Annotated in this window: 15 protein-coding genes; 12 read left to right on the top strand and 3 right to left on the bottom strand. The window is 70.8% G+C overall.

The features are described 5' to 3' along the window. Nucleotides 1-253: 253 nt before the first annotated feature. On the bottom strand, nucleotides 254-1,663 hold the full coding sequence (locus QRN56_RS06925) for an ATP-binding protein (protein ID WP_285102074.1): 1,410 nt from the start codon (nucleotides 1,661-1,663) through the stop codon (nucleotides 254-256). A 25-nt stretch (nucleotides 1,664-1,688) separates the two neighbouring features. Continuing rightward, complete coding sequence (locus QRN56_RS06920; RefSeq protein WP_350224557.1) at nucleotides 1,689-2,480, bottom strand: response regulator transcription factor; 792 nt, start codon at nucleotides 2,478-2,480, stop codon at nucleotides 1,689-1,691. A 135-nt stretch (nucleotides 2,481-2,615) separates the two neighbouring features. Here QRN56_RS06920 and QRN56_RS06915 point away from each other — a divergent pair, with 135 nt between their 5' ends. Together QRN56_RS06915 and QRN56_RS06910 are read left to right on the top strand one after the other, a co-directional pair. Then, on the top strand, nucleotides 2,616-3,506 hold the full coding sequence (locus QRN56_RS06915) for an ABC transporter ATP-binding protein (RefSeq protein WP_285102073.1): 891 nt from the start codon (nucleotides 2,616-2,618) through the stop codon (nucleotides 3,504-3,506). Then, the gene (locus QRN56_RS06910) at nucleotides 3,503-4,300 is read left to right on the top strand and encodes a hypothetical protein (RefSeq protein WP_285102072.1); all 798 of its coding nucleotides are present in this window, start codon (nucleotides 3,503-3,505) and stop codon (nucleotides 4,298-4,300) included. The genes QRN56_RS06915 and QRN56_RS06910 overlap by 4 nt, the downstream gene beginning before the upstream one ends. A 65-nt stretch (nucleotides 4,301-4,365) precedes the next feature. On the opposite strand, the gene QRN56_RS06905 is transcribed toward QRN56_RS06910, so the two are convergent. Next, complete coding sequence (locus QRN56_RS06905; protein WP_285102071.1) at nucleotides 4,366-6,087, bottom strand: ABC transporter ATP-binding protein; 1,722 nt, start codon at nucleotides 6,085-6,087, stop codon at nucleotides 4,366-4,368. Between the two features lie 195 nt (nucleotides 6,088-6,282). On the opposite strand from QRN56_RS06905, the gene QRN56_RS06900 reads away from it, so the two are divergent. The 10 genes from QRN56_RS06900 (at nucleotide 6,283) to QRN56_RS06855 (ending at nucleotide 17,760) form a co-directional block, all read left to right on the top strand. Then, nucleotides 6,283-7,491 carry a dipeptidase gene (locus QRN56_RS06900; protein WP_285102070.1) on the top strand — a complete coding sequence of 403 codons (1,209 nt, stop codon included), beginning with the start codon at nucleotides 6,283-6,285 and terminating at the stop codon, nucleotides 7,489-7,491. Next, on the top strand, nucleotides 7,491-9,122 hold the full coding sequence (locus tag QRN56_RS06895; RefSeq protein WP_285102069.1) for an ABC transporter substrate-binding protein: 1,632 nt from the start codon (nucleotides 7,491-7,493) through the stop codon (nucleotides 9,120-9,122). Before QRN56_RS06900 ends, QRN56_RS06895 begins: the two co-directional genes overlap by 1 nt. A 29-nt stretch (nucleotides 9,123-9,151) precedes the next feature. Next, nucleotides 9,152-10,114 (top strand): ABC transporter permease, encoded by a 963-nt coding sequence (locus QRN56_RS06890; protein WP_285102068.1) that lies wholly within the window; start codon nucleotides 9,152-9,154, stop codon nucleotides 10,112-10,114. Continuing rightward, nucleotides 10,111-11,040, top strand: a complete 930-nt coding sequence (locus tag QRN56_RS06885) for an ABC transporter permease (RefSeq protein ID WP_285102067.1) — start codon at nucleotides 10,111-10,113, stop codon at nucleotides 11,038-11,040. Before QRN56_RS06890 ends, QRN56_RS06885 begins: the two co-directional genes overlap by 4 nt. Then, nucleotides 11,037-12,221, top strand: a complete 1,185-nt coding sequence (locus QRN56_RS06880) for a M24 family metallopeptidase (RefSeq protein ID WP_285102066.1) — start codon at nucleotides 11,037-11,039, stop codon at nucleotides 12,219-12,221. Before QRN56_RS06885 ends, QRN56_RS06880 begins: the two co-directional genes overlap by 4 nt. Before the next feature lie 47 nt (nucleotides 12,222-12,268). Next, the gene (locus tag QRN56_RS06875) at nucleotides 12,269-13,201 is read left to right on the top strand and encodes an alpha/beta fold hydrolase (protein WP_285102065.1); all 933 of its coding nucleotides are present in this window, start codon (nucleotides 12,269-12,271) and stop codon (nucleotides 13,199-13,201) included. Continuing rightward, nucleotides 13,198-14,220 (top strand): Lrp/AsnC family transcriptional regulator, encoded by a 1,023-nt coding sequence (locus tag QRN56_RS06870; RefSeq protein ID WP_285102064.1) that lies wholly within the window; start codon nucleotides 13,198-13,200, stop codon nucleotides 14,218-14,220. The genes QRN56_RS06875 and QRN56_RS06870 overlap by 4 nt, the downstream gene beginning before the upstream one ends. Before the next feature lie 492 nt (nucleotides 14,221-14,712). Then, on the top strand, nucleotides 14,713-15,474 hold the full coding sequence (locus QRN56_RS06865; protein WP_285102063.1) for an SDR family oxidoreductase: 762 nt from the start codon (nucleotides 14,713-14,715) through the stop codon (nucleotides 15,472-15,474). 40 nt (nucleotides 15,475-15,514) lie between these two features. Continuing rightward, nucleotides 15,515-16,219: a TetR/AcrR family transcriptional regulator gene (locus tag QRN56_RS06860; RefSeq protein WP_285102062.1), complete on the top strand. Its 705-nt coding sequence runs from the start codon at nucleotides 15,515-15,517 to the stop codon at nucleotides 16,217-16,219. A gap of 890 nt (nucleotides 16,220-17,109) precedes the next feature. Further along, nucleotides 17,110-17,760: a GntR family transcriptional regulator gene (locus tag QRN56_RS06855; RefSeq protein ID WP_285102061.1), complete on the top strand. Its 651-nt coding sequence runs from the start codon at nucleotides 17,110-17,112 to the stop codon at nucleotides 17,758-17,760. Nucleotides 17,761-17,939: the final 179 nt, after the last annotated feature.

Genomic DNA, 17,939 nt, shown 5'->3' with positions numbered 1-17,939 from the left:
CCTCCGGCGGCTTCATGCCTTCTCCGTTTTCCTGGCGCGACTCTGCGGTCATGAGCTGCCTTGTGGTGCACTCTCACCAGTGCATGGCTACCAACGAGGGCGCCACCGCATGGAGTTCGTCGCACGCGCACGCACCCTCCCCGCACGACAAGGGCGCGACATGGCATCAGGATCGTCGAAACGCCGAGGATGAGTTTCAGCAGCGGGCGCGCGGGCCGTGCCCGTAGGGGCTTGTAGCGGCAGCGGACGGAGTTCAGATCCGCCCGCCGCCGAGCAGGAACGCAGCTACGAGCGCGACGCCAGCGAGCGCGGGCGTCCAGAACGTGATGAGCATGCCGCGGCGGAGCCGGGCACGGGCTGCGGCGAGCTCGGCGTGGGCCGTGCCCTCCGGGTGTGCAGGCTGGACCGCGTGCATGGTGCCGGGCAGGCCGGTCGCCTCGGCGTCCGCGCTGTGAACGTTCGTGGCGCGAGCGTGCGCGCGACGCACCGGGAGGCGCGCGGTGACGACGAAGCCTCCGCCGGGCTCGGTGCCGGCGGTCAGGACACCGCCGGCGAGCCGGACCCGTTCGTCCAGCCCGATCAGTCCGTATCCCGTGCCGATGCCGCCCGGCGGGCGGGGCGATGTGTCGTTCGTGACGGTGACGACCAAGGTGGCGTCGGCCGTGTCCTCGTTCGCGAGGGTGACCCGGACTTCGGCGCCGGGCGCATGTTTGGCGGCGTTCGTGAGTGCCTCCTGCACCACGCGATGGGCGGCGCGGACGGTGTCCCGGGCGATCCCGTCCATCTGCTCCGGCCCTGAGTCGAGAGTCACGCGCATCCCGGAAGCTGCGGCCCGCTCCACGAGCGCCGCGATCGCGTCGTCCGGGCGGACGGCAGCGGCGGGCGGCGCCTCGCGCGTCGCGGTGTCGGCGTCGTCCCGCAGCATCGTCACCACCTCGTGCAGCCGTTCGGTGACGGCGGCCGCTGACTCGCGCAGCCGAGCCGCAGCGGCTCGCTGCCCCGGATCGGAAGCGATCGCCTCCAGCGCCCCGGCCTGCACGGCGACAAGGCTGAGGTCGTGGCCGAGGGAGTCGTGCATGTCGCCCGCGATGCGGGCCCGCTCACGCATGCGGGCCTGTCCGACGGCGCGGTCCTGCTCCCGCTCCAGCCGCTCCGCCAGGTCCCAACCCGCGCGCACCAGTTCACCGTGCTGGTACATGTACTGCCCGGCCGCCCACGGGATCAGGACCTGGAGTACGAGCCCGGTGAGCATCTCGAACCAGTCGTCCGCCGAACCCGGCGCCCCGCCAGTGACGATGACCAGCACAAACACCGCCAGCAGCCCGGCCACCGTGATGCCAAGGCCCAGCAGCGCCCGCCGTCCGTCGGTCCGGCGGCCGAGCAGGAACGCGAAGGCGAGCTGAGCGACGACGAGCTGGCTGGTGAACAAGTTGCCGCTGGCGACGAGGGACAGCGCGCCGGGCAGGATGGCGGCCACGACGGGCCACCGGCGCGCGAGGAGGACCGCCACGACGAGCATCGGCACGGCCAGCGCGACGAACTGCGCGCGAGTCCACGGGCCGGAGCCTTCGAGCTCGCCGGCGACCAGCGCGAACGCGATCAGCACGCCGAGCAGTCCTGCGTCCACCGCGATCCGGACCGACCAGGCGCGGCTGCCGGACATGCCCGGTAGCCCGCCAACGGCCGGGCTACGCACCTGAGATCCGGCCCGTGCTCGGACGTTCGCCCTGGCCCGTGCTCCGGCCCGCACCGGGACCCTGACCAGCCGCGGGACCAGCCGCAGAACCCGCACCCGGCTCACAGACCAGCCCCGCCTCGTGCGCCAGCACCGCGGCCTGCACGCGGTTGCGCACCCCGAGCCGGGCCAGCGCCGAGCTGACGTACGCCTTGACGGTGCCCTCCACGAGAAACAGGCGGGACCCGATCTCCGCGTTCGACAGGCCCGCGCCCAGCAGCGCCAGCACGTCGCGCTCGCGCGGGGACAGGCCCGCCACCAGCTCGAGCGCCCGGGTCCGACGGCGGTCCGCGCCTGCCGACCCGGCAGGTCCCCGTCCGCCGTCGTCCAGGAGCCGGATGACGCGGGCGGCGACGCGAGGGGAGAGGTACGCGGCGCCATCATGCGCGGCCCGGACCGCGGCGATGAGTTCGGCCGGGTCGCCCGACTTCAGCAGGAACCCGCTCACCCCGGCCGCCAGGGCGGCACTGATGTACTCGTCCTCGCCGAACGTCGTCAGCATCAGCACCCGGGTGACCGGGACGCTGCGCCGGATCTCCTCGGCCGCGGCCAGCCCGTCCAGACGGGGCATGCGGATGTCCAGGACGGCGACGTCGGGCCGGTGCGTACGGGCCAGCGCCACAGCGGCGAGCCCGTCCGGGGCCTCGCCGACCACCTCGACGTCGTCGGCGGAGGTGAGGATGGTGCGCAGGCCCGCGCGGATCATTGCCTCGTCGTCGGCCAGGAGGACGCGGATCTCGCTCACGGATCGACGGTACCCGGACGACGGCAGCGCCAGGCCGCCGTCGGGCCGCGTGAGCGCGAAGACCTGACGAACGACAGTAGTGCGGGTGCCGATCGGCAGGGGCCGCGCACCCGCCGCCCCCCGTACGTTCGCCACGTGATCGAGCTGACCAACCTCACCAGACGCTACGGCGACAAGACCGCCGTCGACGACCTCACCCTGCGCCTCGAACCCGGGACCGTCACCGGGTTCCTCGGCCCGAACGGGGCCGGGAAATCCACCACGATGCGGCTGATCCTGGGCCTGGACGCGCCGACGTCCGGCACCGCGCTGATCGGTGGACGCCGGTACACCGACCTGGAGCGCCCGCTGACCACCGTCGGCGCACTGCTCGACGCCAAAGCTGTGCACCCCGGCCGGACCGGTCGCGACCACCTGCGCGCCATGGCGCGCAGCCAGCGCATCCCCGCCCGCCGCGTCGACGAGGTGCTGGAACGCACCGGCATGACCGACGCCGCCCGACGCCGCGCCGGTACCTATTCGCTCGGCATGAGCCAGCGGCTCGGCATCGCCGGCGCGCTGCTGGGCGATCCGCAGGTGCTCATGCTCGACGAGCCCGTCAACGGCCTCGACCCCGACGGCGTCACCTGGATCCGCACCCTGCTGCGCGGCCTCGCCGCCGAAGGGCGCACCGTGTTCGTGTCCTCGCACCTCATGAGCGAGATGCAGCAGACCGCTGACCGGCTCGTGGTGCTCGGCCGGGGACAGCTCATCGCGGACGCCCCGATGTCGGAACTGCTCACCGCCACCGGCTCGCGGGTGCGCGGGCCCGGGCTGGAGGCGCTCGCGGAACGGCTCGACGACGCGCGCTGGACCGGCGACGACGAGCTGACCGTCCCGGGCGTGCCACCCGAAGAGGTCGGGGCGCTCGCCCACCAGCTCGGCCTCCTGCTGCACCGGCTGGATGCGACCGAACCGACACTGGAGGAGTCCTACATGAGCCTGACCGCTGACGCCGTGGAGTACACCGCAGGAGGTGCGGCATGAGCGCAACCACCCCACAGGCGGTGCCAACCCTGCCGGGCGCACCGACCAGTTCGCCGACAGCGGCGGCCCGGACGCGGCTCGGCGACGCGATCGCCGCCGAGTGGATCAAGCTCTGGAGCCTGCGCTCCACCTGGTGGTACCTCGGCGGGTCCGCCGCAGTCGTCGTGCTGACGAGCCTCCTCGAGTCCGGCGACGGCGACCCCACCACACCCGACGCCCTGACCCCGGTACTGGGGGCCGTGTCGTACTTCGTCCAGTACATCCTGGCGGTGTTCGGGATCGTGGCGATCACCGGTGAGATCGCCACCCGGTCGATCACCGTCACCATGGCCTGCACGCCCCGCCGCACCTGGATCATGGCCGCAAAGGCGATCATCGTGGGCGCCGTGGTGCTCGGGGCGTCGCTGCTGGTGACCGGCGGCGGGCTGCTGCTCACCGCAGCCCGGCTCGGAGAGCTCTCGCTCGTCGACGGGACACAGGCCGAGACCGCGCTCGCGGCGTCGGTCTACCTGGCGCTGCTCGCTGTGTTCTCCCTCGGGCTGGCGACGCTCGTGCGCCGGACCGCCGGGGCGCTCGCGGTGATGCTCCTGTTGTTGCTCCTGGTTCCCGAGCTGCTGCGGATGGCATCCGAGCGGTTCGACGCGCCGTGGATCAACACCGTCGGCGACTGGACGCCTAGCCCGATCGGGTGGCGGCTGATGGAGGGCGAGTGGGCCGACGGGCTCGCGCTCCTGGCTTGGGCCGGCGCCGCGGTCGTGGCCGCGATATGGGTCCTGCGGCGCCGGGACGCCTGAACTCCTCGCCGAGGACGGCTCGCACGAGTTGCACACCTGGCGCCGTCGCCGTGGGCTCCCGTGGGCTAGGCGCCGACCGCGGTCAGGCGTCCGCGCTCCGCGCGGGTGAGGGGTGGCATCGACGCGAGCAGTTCGCGCGTGTAAGCGTGGTCGGGCCGGTCGAAGATCTGCTCGACCTCGCCCGTCTCGACCACAGCGCCCCGGTACATCACCAGTACCCGGTGGGCGAGGTTGCGCACCACCGAGAGGTCGTGGGAGATGAACAGGATCGACAGGCCGAGCCGGTCCTGGAGGTCGACGAGCAGGTTGGTGACCTGTGCCTGGATGGTCACGTCGAGGGCGGAGACTGGTTCGTCGCAGACCAGGACGTCGGGGTCGCGCACCAGGGCGCGGGCGATCCCGATGCGTTGCCGCTGGCCGCCCGAGAACTGGTGCGGGAACCGGTCCATGACCTCGGGCCGCATGCCCACCATGTCGAGCAGCTCGGCCACCCGCTCGCGCCGGGACGCGGCGGTACCGGTACGTGTCACGACCAGCGGCTCGGCGATGATGTCGCGCACCCGCATGCGCGGGTCGAGCGAGGTGTACGGGTCCTGGAACACCATCTGGGTGCCGGTCCGTGGCGCGGGGCGTGGTCCGCGGGTGCGGCGGGTGACGTCCTGCCCGTGGTAGCGGACCGCGCCCTGGTCGGCACTCTCCAGTCCCACGATCATGCGGGCGAGCGTCGACTTGCCGCTGCCGGACTCGCCCACGATGCCGAGCGTCTCGCCGCGGCGCAGCACCAGGTCGACGCCGTCCACGGCGCGCACCGTGCGCCGGGCCAACGGGGACCCGCCGTGGAACGTGCGGCCCAGACCGCTCACCTCCAGGACGACATCGCCCCGGCGGGCGGCCGGCGTGTGCTCGTCGCCGGGCAGGCGTCGCTCCGCCGCCGTGCGGTTCGCGTCCGGCGCCCGCTCCGGCTCCAGCACGCGTACCGCGCCGGCGCGGGGCACGGAGCCCAGCAGGGTCCTGGTGTACGGCTCGGCCGGGGCGGCGAAGACGGCGTCGGCGTCCCCCTGTTCCACCACCACGCCGTCACGCATCACCGCCAGCCGGTCGGCCACCTCGGTGACCACGCCGATGTCGTGCGTGATGAGCAGCACCCCCATGCCGAGCCGGCCGCGCAGGTCGTGCAGCAGGCGCAGGATCTGCGCCTGCACGGTGACGTCCAGCGCGGTGGTCGGCTCGTCGGCCACGAGCAGCTCGGGCTCCAGCGCGATCGCCATCGCGATGAGGATGCGCTGTCGCATACCGCCGGAGAACTGGTGCGGGTAGTCGTCCACTCGGGCGCGCGCCGCCGCGATGCCCACCAGGTCGAGCAGCTCGACGGCACGCTCGCGCGCCTGCCGCCGGCTCAGGCCGCGGTGCACGCGGAAGATCTCGCCTACCTGGTCGCCCACGGTGAGCACCGGGTTCAGGCTCGACAGGGCGTCCTGCAGCACCATGCTCACGCGCTCGCCCCGCAGCGCGCGGCGCTCCGGCTCGGTGCAGGCGAGCAGGTCCGTGCCGCCCACGCTCAGCTCGCGTGCCGCGACCGTCGCCGCGGGGTCCTGGATGCCGAGGACGGCGCGTGCGGTGACCGTTTTTCCGGAGCCGGACTCGCCCAGCAGGGCCACGAGCTCGCCGGGGCGGACGTCGAGGTCGAGGCCTCGCACGACGGGCGTGACCTGGGTACCGGACCGGAACCCGATGTCGAGGCCGCGGACGCGCAGCACGGGGGAGGGGCTGTCGGAGGTGGGTGCCATGCCCTCCATGGTGCCCTGCGGACCGGCACCCGATGTTTCGCTCACGTGAATTCTTGAGCCGGATTAACCCATTGTCATTGACACCAGTGCCGGATAGTCGCGACGGTGAAGTCCACCACGCCGGTTTGTTCCCCGACCGTCTCGCGGAATCGGGGGTGTGGCCGTCCGATGCAACGACTTGCCGAGGAGGCAGCAGTGCTGGAGCCAGCGAAGCACTACGCGGGATACCGGGCCTACGACTACCTGGAGCCGGGCGTCGATTACCGCGCGTTCGAGCTCGCGCAGGAGGTCGGCCGCGTCCCCGCCTACGCCGGGCTCGACCTGAGCACGAGCGAGACCGAGCGCACCACGCGCCTCCTGGAGCAGGAGACCGTCATCTCGCTGCACGACCACCTCCAGGTGTTCCCCCAGGACATGACCGACCTGCGCGGCTACATCCGGCAGGGCAGGGAGAGCACCGGCTATCAGGGGCTGAGCCGCTCCGGTCTGACTGCGGTGTTCGACAACGGGATGGACGGCACCTGCTGCATCTCCAGCGACGCGGGCTGGAAGTACCAGGACGTGCTCTTCGACCTGGGCGTCCGCATGGCCGACCTGGCCCACCAGGACTTCGTGGTCAAGGGCGAGACCCTCCAGGACATCCGCCACGCCCAGGAGACCGGGCGGATCGCCCATGTCTTCTCGCTGGAGGCGGCCACCATGATCGAGAACGAGGTGGACCGGCTGGACGTGCTCTACGGGTTCGGCGTGCGCATGATGGGCATCGCCTACTCCGAGGCCAACACGCTCGGTTCCGGCCTCAAGGAGCGCGGTGACGGCGGCCTGACCTATTTCGGCGAGCGGGCCGTGCAGCGGATGAACAAGCTTGGGATCGCCATCGACATCTCGCACTCCGGCGATCGCACGTGTCTCGACGTGATCAAGACGTCGGACAAGCCGGTGTTCATCACGCACGCCGGCGCGCGCGGCCTGTGGCCCACCAACCGGATGAAGACCGACGAGACCATCGTCGAGTGCGCCCGGCGCGGCGGCGTCATCGGCATCGAGGCCGCCCCCCACACCACCCTGTCGCCGAACCACCCGCGGCACTCCCTGGAGTCGGTCATGGACCACTTCCAGTACTGCGTGGACCTGGTCGGCCTGGAGCACGTGACCTTCGGTCCCGACACCCTGTTCGGCGACCACGTGGGTCTGCACGACGCCTTCGCGTCCAACCTCTCCATCTCCCAGGCCCACGGTCACGTGGACTACGAGAAGGTCGAGTACGTCGACGGGGTCGAGAACCCGGCCGAGGAGTTCTCCAACATCATCGGCTGGCTGGTCAAGCACGGCTGGTCCGACGACGAGATCCGCGCCGTCGTCGGCGGCAACACCCTGCGCGTCCTCGAGGAGGTCTGGATCTGATGAAGCTGCGAAGACTGAGCCTGGCGGCCACCGCCGCCGCGGGGGCGCTCGCGCTGGCGGCCTGCGCGCCGCAGGCGCCGTCGTCCGACGGCGAGGGGAGCGGCGCGCCCGCCGAGGCGGGCGACGACACCCTGACGATCGCCACGACCACCGACGTGGTCAACTACAACCCGCTGATCGGCAACAGCCGCAGCGACTACTGGGTCACGAACCTGATGTACCCGCACCTGCTGTCGATCGCGGACGACGGCAGCAAGGAGGCGTCCCTGGCCACCGACTGGGGCTACGTGGACGAGACCACCGGGTTCTACGAGATCCGCGACGACTTCACCTGGAGCGACGGCGAGCCGCTCACGGCCGACGACGTGGCCTGGACCCTGAACGCCGTCAAGCAGGACGCGCCCGCCGGCACCTTCTACGGCCAGATGGGCCATGTCGAGTCGGCCGAGGCCGTCTCGCCGACCCGCGTCGAGGTCACGCTCACCGAGCCCGACACCTCCGTGATCGAGGAGATCGGGTTCTGGGGTAACATCGTGCCGCAGCACGTGTTCGAGCCGGCCGGATCCGTGGCCGAGTTCGCGAACGACGGCGAGGACGGCTGGGTCAGCGCGGGGCCGTACGTGCTGACCGACGTGCAGGCCGGTCAGAGCTACACGCTGGAACGCACCGAGGAGCCCTACCCGCTGGTCGAGGGCGGCACCCCGGTCCCGGCACGCGTGGTCTACCGGGTCTACCCCGACGTCAACACCGAGATCCTGGCGCAGCAGAGCGGCGAGGTCGACGTCATCGCCAATGCCCTCCCGCCGGCCCAGGTGGAGCAGCTGCGGAGCACCGAGGGCATCGAGGTGGCCGAGGTGCCCGGCCTGGGCTACGCCCACATGGTCTACAACATGGACCAGCCGGACCTGGCGAAGACCGAGGTGCGTCAGGCGCTGGCGCACGCCGCGGACTACGAGACCATCCGTGAGGTGGTGCTCCAGGGGCAGGCGGTCTCCACCGGCTCCAGCCCGCTGATGCCGGTCCTGTCGCAGTACCACGACGACTCGCTGACCGAGTACGAGTTCGATCCCGAGCTGTCCCGGTCGCTCATGGAGGACGCCGGGTACGAGGCCGATGCCGACGGCATGTTCCCCGTGACGTTCCGCCTGCTGTACTCGCTGCAGGACAGCGTGACCAGCCAGTGGGCCCAGCTCGTCAAGGACAGCGCGGCCGAGGCCGGTATCGCCATCGAGCTGGAGGGCCTGGAGCGCAACACCTACCTGGCCCGCACGGACGAGGGCGACTACGACATCTACGCCGGCAACTTCGCCATCATGGACGACCCCGTCACCAACTTCACGCTGTCGTACCTGCCGGGCGGGGCCATCAACTACACCCACGTGGACGACCCCGAGCTCAACGACCTGGTCGCGCAGGCGGCCGTCACGGCCGACCCCGACGAGAAGGTGGCGCTCATGCAGGAGGCCGCGGCCCTGGTCCACGAGCAGGTCTACGACAACATCATGTACACGCAGAACCTGTACATGGCCTACAGCTCGGACTGGGACGGGTTCGTCGTCAAGCCCAGCGAGCTGCTGTCCATCGTGAGCGCCCAGTCAATCGCGTCCGCCCACCGGGTCTCCGGCGAGTAGACCCCGTACCGACCAGAAAGGCCGCCCGCGTGTCTCTCACCCTGTTCGTCCTGCGCCGCCTCGGCCGGGGAGTGCTGACGATCTGGTTCGCCGTGACCGTGACGTTCCTGCTCCTGCGCCTCCTGCCGGGCGACCCGGCGCTCGCCGTGGCGAGCACGAACATGACCGAGGAGGCGCGGGCGGCCCTGCTCGTGCAGTACGGCCTCGACCAGCCCCTGCCGGTCCAGTACGTGCTGTACCTGGGCGAGCTCCTGCAGGGCAACCTCGGCACGTCGTTCACGCAGTCGGTGCCGGTGCTGGACGTGCTCCTGCACCGGCTGCCGTGGACGCTGCTCCTGACCTTCACCGCGCTGGCCCTCACGGTGGTGGTCGGCGTGCCGCTGGGCGCGCTCGCCGCCTCGGCCAAGGGCCGCACCTGGGACCGTGTGGTCCAGGTGGTCGGCGTGACCGGCCAGTCCCTGTTCGTGCCCAGCGTCGGCATCGTGCTGCTGTTCCTGTTCGGCCTGGCGCTCGGCTGGTTCCCCATCGGGGGCGCCTACGACCAGGACGTGTACGGGTTCGAGTGGTACGGGTCGGTGCTGTCCCACCTGGTGCTGCCCGCGCTGTCGCTCACGCTGGTCCAGCTCGGCCCGTACGTGCTGACCATGCGAGCCGCGCTGGTGGACGCGCTGGGCGACGACTACGTGACCCTGGCGCGGGCCAACGGCCTCTCGCCCCGCCGGATCCTGTGGAAGCACGCCCTGCGCAACGCCCTGCTGCCGACCACCACGCTCATCGGCCTGCAGCTCGGGTTCCTGGTGGGTGGGGCCGTGCTGACCGAGACGGTGTTCGCCTACCCGGGCATCGGTCGCGGCATCTACGAGGCCGTGACCCAGCTCGACTTCCCCGTGCTGCAGGGGGCGTTCCTGCTGCTGGCGGTGACCGTCGTGGCGGCGAACATGCTCACCGACATCGCCTACGGCTTCCTCGACCCGAGAGTGAAGACATCGTGACCGCACCCCTGACCGACCCGGCCCTCACCGACCAGGCCCTCACCGACCCCGCCCTGACCGGGGCGCCGCTCGACGAACCGGGCCGGGGCCGCCGCGCCGGCAGCGCCACCTGGCGCGCCTTCCGGCGCCAGCCGCTGGGCGTCTTCTCGCTCGCGGTGCTGGCGCTGATCGTCCTGGTCAGCGTGTTCGCCCCGGTCCTGTCCGAGCCTCCGGCGAGCTACGGCCCCGACGTGTTGCAGCCGCCTGGCGGGGCCCACCCGTTCGGGACCGACGCCCTGGGTCGCGACGTGCTCGCCGAGGTGGTCTGGGGCACCCGCCAGTCCGTGCTGGTCGCCGTGGCGGCGTCGGCCATCGCGATCGCGTTCGGCACGCTGGTCGCCGTCGTCGGCGCGTACTTCCGCCGGGTCGACGCCGTCGTGGGGGTGCTCGTGGACCTGACCCTCTCGTTGCCGGTGCTCCCGCTGATGATCCTCGTGGCCGCCCTCGCGGGCCCGAGCACCACGACGATCATCCTGGTCGTGGCCGCGTTCTCCTGGCCCGAGGTGACCCGGTTGGTCCGCTCGCAGGCCCTGGCCGTCGTCGGGCTGCCGTACGTCGACGCCGCGCGGCTGATGACCCGCAACGCCGCCTGGATCATCGGCAGGCACGTGGTGCCGGCCGTCACCCCGGTGGTCGTGGTCTCCGTGGTGGTCACGGCGTCGCGCGCCGTGCTCTCGGCGGCGGGCCTGGCCTTCCTGGGTCTGGGCGACCCGACCACCTGGTCGTGGGGTCGCATCCTTTACGAGGCGCAGCAGTCCGGGGCCATGGTGAGCGCCTGGTGGCTCACGCTGTTCCCGTCGCTCGCGATCCTCGCGCTCGTCCTGTCCGCCACCCTCGTGTCGATCGCCTACAACGACGCCCGCAACCCGAGGAACCACGACCGATGAGCACCCGTTTCCCGCAGCGACTGCCCGCCGACGTCCTGGACCGGCTGCAGGACGGCGTCCGGGACCGGCTCGCCGCCGAGGACCTCGATGCCGTACTGACCGACCACCCCGAGGACGTCGCTTACCTGACCGGTTTCTTCCACCACCCGGGGGAGCGGCCCGTGGCCGTGCTCCTGCGGCCCGAGGGGCCTGCGCTCCTGCTGGTCCCGGAGCTGGAGCGGCAGCACGCGCAGGAGCAGCACGCCCGCGCCGAGATCGTGTCGTACGCCGAGTACCCGGGCGTGGAGAACCCGTTCGCCGCCCTCGCCCGGGCCGCCGGGCGCGTCCGGGGACGGCTGGGGGTCACCACGCTCGTCACCCAGCACCGGCTCGCCCTCGCCCAGGGCGCGCTGACCGCGGCGCAGTGGGTGCCGACCGAGCTCGTCACCAAGGCCCGGTACCGCAAGCTCCCGGAGGAGCTGGTGCTGCACCAGGAGGCGGCACGGATCACCGACCTCATGCTCACCGCCGGCGTCGCCCTGGTGACCGAGGCCGTCGCAGCGGGCGGCGACCTGCCGAGCGAGCAGGAGCTCGCGCGGCACGTCACCTCGGTGGGCACGACCACCATGTACGACGAGCACGACGACGTCGTGGTGGTCTCGCCGCTGGCCGGCGGGCTCGTGTACGCGGGCCCCAACTCGGCCATCCCGCACGGCCTGCCCTCCGGCTACCGGCTGCGCCCCGGCGACACCTTCATGCTCTCCCTCGGCTGCGCCGTCGGCGGCCGGTTCGTGGAGGGGGAGCGCACGTTCGTGCTCGGCGAGCCGACGGCTGACCAGCGCCGCTACCACGACACCGTGCGGCTCGCGCAGGCCGAGGGCAGCCGGGCCATCGCCCCGGGCGAGCCCTGCTCCCGGAGCAACGCCCGTTGCCTGGACGTGATCCGGGGCGCCGGGCTCGGACAGTACCTGCGCCACCGGCAGGGCCACGGCATCGGGCTCGGCATGCACGAGCCCCCGTGGCTGGAGGACGGCGACGACACGCCCCTGGAGCCCGGGATGGTGGTCTCCAACGAGCCCGGCCTCTACGTGCCCGGCCACGCCGGGTACCGCATCAGCGACAGCATGGTTGTCACCGACACCGGGTCGCAGCCGCTCACCGCGTACCCGCGCTCGCTCGACGACTGCGTGATCCCGGTCTGAGCCGGCCCGTCCCATCCCACGACTTCCCCCGACGAGAGGACCCCGCCATGACCGCGACCGACGACGTCTCGCCCGAGTTCGCCGCCGCCACCAGCACCGCGCAGCGCGTGACGATCAACGGCAACGAGCTCGCCGTCGAGGTGCTCGGCCCCGAGGGCGCGCCCGTGATCCTCACCCACCACGGCGCGCCGGGTCTCGGCTCCCGGGCCGAGCCGCGCGCCAGCTTCGGCCGCCTCGCCGACGAGTACCGCGTGGTCGTGTTCGACGCGCGCGGCAGCGGCACGTCCGAGGGCTCCGGCACCTTCAGCCACGAGCAGTGGGCCGCCGACCTGGACGCCCTGCGCGAGTGGGCCGGCGCCGAGCGCGTCGCCATCGCCGGCGGCTCCTACGGCGGGTTCATGGCCATGGAGTACGCCATCCGGTACCCCGAGCGGGTAGCCGCCGTCGTGCTGCGCGACACCTCGCCCGACCACGGCAACGCCCACCTCGCCCGGGACAACGCCCTGGCCTCCGACCGGGTGACCGTCGACATGGACAAGTTCGACCGCATCGACCAGGGCCGTGTCCGTGACGACGACGACCTGCGCGACTGCTGGCGCGAGATCCTGCCCCTGTACGACTACGTGTACGACCCCGAAGCCGTCCAGCGCAAGGTCGCCGCCACCCCCTACCGCTACGAGGCGCACAACTACGCCTTCTCCGTGAACCTGCCCGCGTACGACCTCAAGCCCCAGCTCCCCGCAATCAGTGCGCCGACGCTGGTCACGGTGGGCAGGACCGACTGGATCACCCCGGTATCGTGCTCGCAGACCATCACCGAGCTGATCCCGGACGCTCGCCTCGTCATCTTCGAGCACTCCGGGCACTCACCCCAGATCGAAGAAGCCGAGGAGTGGACCCGGGTAGTGCGCGATTTCCTGCACGAGACGTACCCGCCGGCTCCCGCAGCCGGGCCGACGACGGCCGCCGGGCGCGCATGAACCTCGCAACCCTGGAAGACCTCGACGACCTCGACAAGCGCATCGTCGTCGCGCTGCAGCACGACGGTCGCGCGAGCTGGCGCGCCGTCGCCGAGGCCGTCGACGGCTCCGTCACCACGGTCTCCCGCCGCGGCCAGCAGCTCATCGCCGACGGCGTCGTTCGCGTGGCCGCCGTACCCGCGCTCGGCGCCGACGGACCCTCCGACTCCTTCTGGGTACGCATCAACTGCGCCACCGGCACCCAGGTCCAGGTCGCCGCCGCGCTCGCGGCCAACCCTGACGTGCGGTTCTGCACCATCGTCACCGGTGGCTACGACGTCATCCTCGAGCTCGTCGTGCGCGGCGGCGCGGCGCACCACGCGCGCGTCCTCCAGGAGGTGCAGTCGGTGCCGGGCGTGGAACGCTGGCGCAGCGACCTGATCCTGCACGTCTACAAGGTGAGCTTCGACTGGGGGCGACAGCTCTACCGGGAGCTGCTGGGCCCGCCGGCCGAGGGCGACGAGGCCGAGGCCGCAGAGCCGGTCACCTGCGCGCCCGAGCACTTCGACGACGCGGACCGGCAGATCATCGCGGCCCTGCGCGACGACGGGCGCCGCACGTTCCAGAGCATCGCCGACGAGGTCGGCATGAACGAGTCCAGTGTGCGGCGCAGGTTCGAGCGCCTGCGGGCGTCCCAGTGCATCAGCCTGCTCACCCTCGTCCCGTCGGCTGCGCTCGGGATGAGCTCGGAGGCCTTGATGACGGTGAAGGTGGCGCCGTCCCGCATCGACGCGGTGGCCCACGAGCTGGCCCGGTACCCATTCGTGCGGTACCTGGCCGCGATGCTCGACGAGAACTCCCTGCTGTGCGAGATCATCACGCCCACGGTGGAGGAGCTGTACGCCTTCATCACGGGGTCGCTCGCCCGCCTGGACGGCGTGGAGGGCTGGAACGCGTCCCTGGAGGTGCTCTACCTCAAGCGCGGTTTCGTCGAGACCCCGTGGTGGCGGGCGCAGGCCTCGGAGATCGCCGCCGGCTGAGCCGCGTCTTTCCATTGGGTGCTGAGTCGGGGAACAGGACCGAGCCGGGTTCGAAGCAGAAGCACCTGGTGTGGATGAGTTCTCGCGCCCCTCGTGGCCAGCGCTTTCCCGGTGCCGGCCGGGACAGGGACTTTCAGGCTTGCGCTATCACCCTCGCGGCACCGAAATGCCTTGATTTCAGCTCCGCCGAATAGGTGATTCGCGAGGCAGCAGTGGATTTTGATCGGCTGCTCGACGAAGCGTTCGCGCTTCTCAAGCCCGTCTTGCTCAACGGCTGGCTGACAACAGGGTTAGGGGGCTAACGCTGGGTCGCTCAAGCCTCCAGGAGGCGCCTCTGTGCCCGTCGGCGCGGCCGGTGCCGGAGGGGGCCCTGCCGGCGCAATACCCGACCAGCTCGATGGTAAGTCGACCAACTTGCCTCTTGGGCGGTAGGGGGCTTATCGTCCGTGTGGTGAGTCCATCGACTTACCTAACGACTCGGCAAGGAACAACATGAATCGTCTTGCGGGCAAGCGCGCCCTCATCACCGGCGGCACGAGCGGGATCGGCCTGGAGACCGCGCAGCTTTTTGTCGCGGAGGGGGCTGACGTGCTGGTCACCGGCGTGACCCCGGCCAGCATCGACAAGGCGCGGCAGGTCCTCGGGGACAAGGTGCCGGTGGTGCAGGCTGATGCGCGTGATCTGGATGCGCAGCGCGGTCTGGCGGAGCGGGTGCGTGAGCACTTCGGGGAGCTGGACGTGGCGTTCCTGAACGCCGGCGTCTCGGACTGGCGGCCGTTCGAGGACCACACGGAGGACAGCTTCGACCGGTTCTTCGACATCAACGTCAAGAGCGTCTTCTTTCTCACGCAGGCCCTGGTGCCCGTGCTGGCCAACCCGTCCTCAGTCATCCTCAACGCGTCCGCCAGTGCGCACGGCGGCTATGGTCGGTCGAACGCCTACGCCGCGACGAAGGCAGCTGGCGGTTCTCTGATGCGGTCATGGAACGCGGACCTGCTCAGGTCGCACGGCATCCGGTTCAACGCGGTCAGCCCGGGCCCGGTGGACACCCCGCTGTACTCCGGCGCCAAGCTCGGGATCGAGGACCCCGCGCAACAGACGGCGGTTCTGGGGGCGATCAGCGCCGGCATCCCGCTGGGCCGCATGGGATTGCCCGAGGAGGTTGCGGAAGCCGTCGTGTACCTCGCCTCCGATGCCTCCGCCTTCGTCGTGGGCCAGGACCTTATCCTGGACGGCGGCCAGACCGTCCTCTGACAGCGAGGACGCGGCCGGGAGACGAGCGAGGAGCGCGGACATGACGGTGATGGACCATGACCGAGCAGAAAACGGGGGCGACGCGTGCGAGCCCGGGTATCACGCGCAGATCAAGGCCGAGAACCGCGCGCGCATCATCCGCGCCGCCCGCGACCTCTTCCTCGCCCGGGGATACGACAAGACCTCCCTGGCCCAGATCGCCAGGGAGGCCCGCGTCTCCACCGGCACCCTCTTCAAGCGGTACCCCTCCAAGGCTGCGCTGTTCGCCGCCGTTACCGCCGAGCAGTGGCAACTGGACGTGCAGTACGCCGACCCGCCTCCGCCCGGTGATCCCCGGTTCGGTCTGGACCACATCGGCCGCGACTACGCCTGCTTGGTCTCGCGGCCGGGGACGGCGGCGCTGTGCCGTCTCATCATCACCGAACTTCCGCAGATGCCGGAGCTCGCCGACATCGTCGGCACCGGTTTCGCCATCGACCGCGGACCCTTCTTCGACCGGCTCCGCGACTACCTGGACGCTGAAGCGCGGGCCGGCACACTCGACTTCCGTTCGGCCGACGGCCAGGCACAGCCGACGTCTGCAGTGGCCGAACAGTTCCTCGGCATGATCTGCGGCCAACTCCTGTGGCCTCAGCTCGTCCGGACCGACTTCATCCCGCCCGACCCCACCGACACCACAATCGTGGACGAAGCCGTCGCCCTTATGCTCACCCGCTATCGCACCGGATCCCGAACCCCACGCTAAACCTTGTCAGCCCACGGAGATCGCGAGCACGCCGGCTCTCCGGAGCTCCCCGACGGTGCTGCCAGGCTCGTCCAGCAGTGACCACCACCACGCGCAGTTGCGGTGAGGAATGTCACAGGCGAATGCTGAAATTCTCGTCATCATCGACACCGAACTGCATGGCGGCACCTACTCGAAAGGGCGGTCCGATACATTCACGCAGTCGGAGCGGCCCTGCGCAAGCTGGCAATCGTCCCCGACCTGAACGAGGACGCCGCCGGTGTTTGACTCCGGCGCACTGAATGCGAACCGGCCGTCCTCGACACGTGCCCCGATCTGATACGACGAGAAGAGACGGCCCTGGATGTTCGTGGCTCCTGAGTTCTTTTGGCAAGCAATCGACTCTTTGAAGGCTGTGCCGCCAGAGGATTACGAAAACGCTCTTCGGGGGAAGTCATGCCTTCCATCGGTGCAGCGGTCCCATCGAGCGATCCAGCGCCTTGATGGATTGGCCGGCGGCTATGGAAAATCGGTGTGGCCCAGGCGGATCTGACACCTCGATTTTGAAGGCAGGCCGCACTCGAAAAGTCGGCACGCGCGAAGGAGGGCCGCCTCGGCGCCGTCTGTGAGCTCTGGCTCGACGTGAAAGGACGCCTGTGCCGTCGTCCACTCTTTCGCCCTCTCGCTTCGTCGATGCACGCGCGGCCTGGCGTCTACGCCGTACTCCTGGGCTCGGGAGTCTCTACGGGTGCTGGCGTGCCCACGGGCTGGGGCGTGGTCAAGACGCTTGTTCGTCGCGTGGCTACTGAGGACGCGCTCAGTCGGCCGACGAGACCATGCCAGATCGAGGCGCGATCCGTCATCGACTATCGCTAGGGTTTCCGAGGACCCCGACAGCGACGGAGCGAACGATGACGGAAACCCCGATCAGTAGAGGCCTGTTGTCCGACCAGGTGTATGAGCGGATCTTGGCGTCGATCCTTGACGGTTCTCGGGCGCCTGGCTCGCGGGTGGTCGAGTCGGAGATCGCGCGGCAGCTCGGCATCAGCCAAGCGCCGGTCCGCGAGGCGGTGAAGCGGCTGGTTCATGCCGGGCTCGTCGTATCGGTGCCGCGGCAGGGCAGCTACGTCACGGAGATCTCGCCCGCGGAGCTCGCCATAGCGCGGACGATGCGCGCCTCGATCGAGGCAGAGGCCGCTCGAATCGCAGCGGGCGAGATCTCCTCGACGGATGTGGCGCGGCTGCGCTCAGTCGTCACGAGGATGCAGGCGGCGGTGGACGCCGACGAGTGGGCGGCGTTCCGCGCACTCGACATCGAGTTCCATCGTGGCGTGATCGCTTCAACGGGCCTGTCGGTCCTCGCGCGCCAGTGGGACACCCTCGAGCCGATGCTGGTCAGTCAGCGGGCAATCGGTGATCCCGCCTACCTCGGTGACCGTTCGCGGGTGGTCGCCTGGCACGCCGATCTCATCGAGACCCTGGTCGAGGGTGACCGCGATGCCGCGGCCGCTGCGTTCGCGGAGCACGCCTCGGGCGCGCGCGATCCGGACGAGACGCGCTAGACGGCTCGGAGCGCGGCGCCGGCGGGCCCTGGGCCGGCCGGAGGCGCCTTGTGTGCGGGGCTCGGGCTGACCAGGCACCGGTCCGCATGGGAGTAGTTGCCACGCGTCGCCGCCGCGAGCTACTATCGCCTATCGATAGGCGATTGCGTAATCAAGGAGGATTCATGCAACACAGCACT

Origin of the sequence: Promicromonospora sp. MEB111 (genome assembly GCF_030209445.1) — a bacterium.
Classification (GTDB): domain Bacteria; phylum Actinomycetota; class Actinomycetes; order Actinomycetales; family Cellulomonadaceae; genus Promicromonospora.
The sequence above is the reverse complement of the archived record's forward strand: the minus strand, read 5'-3'. Positions and strand labels throughout refer to the sequence as shown.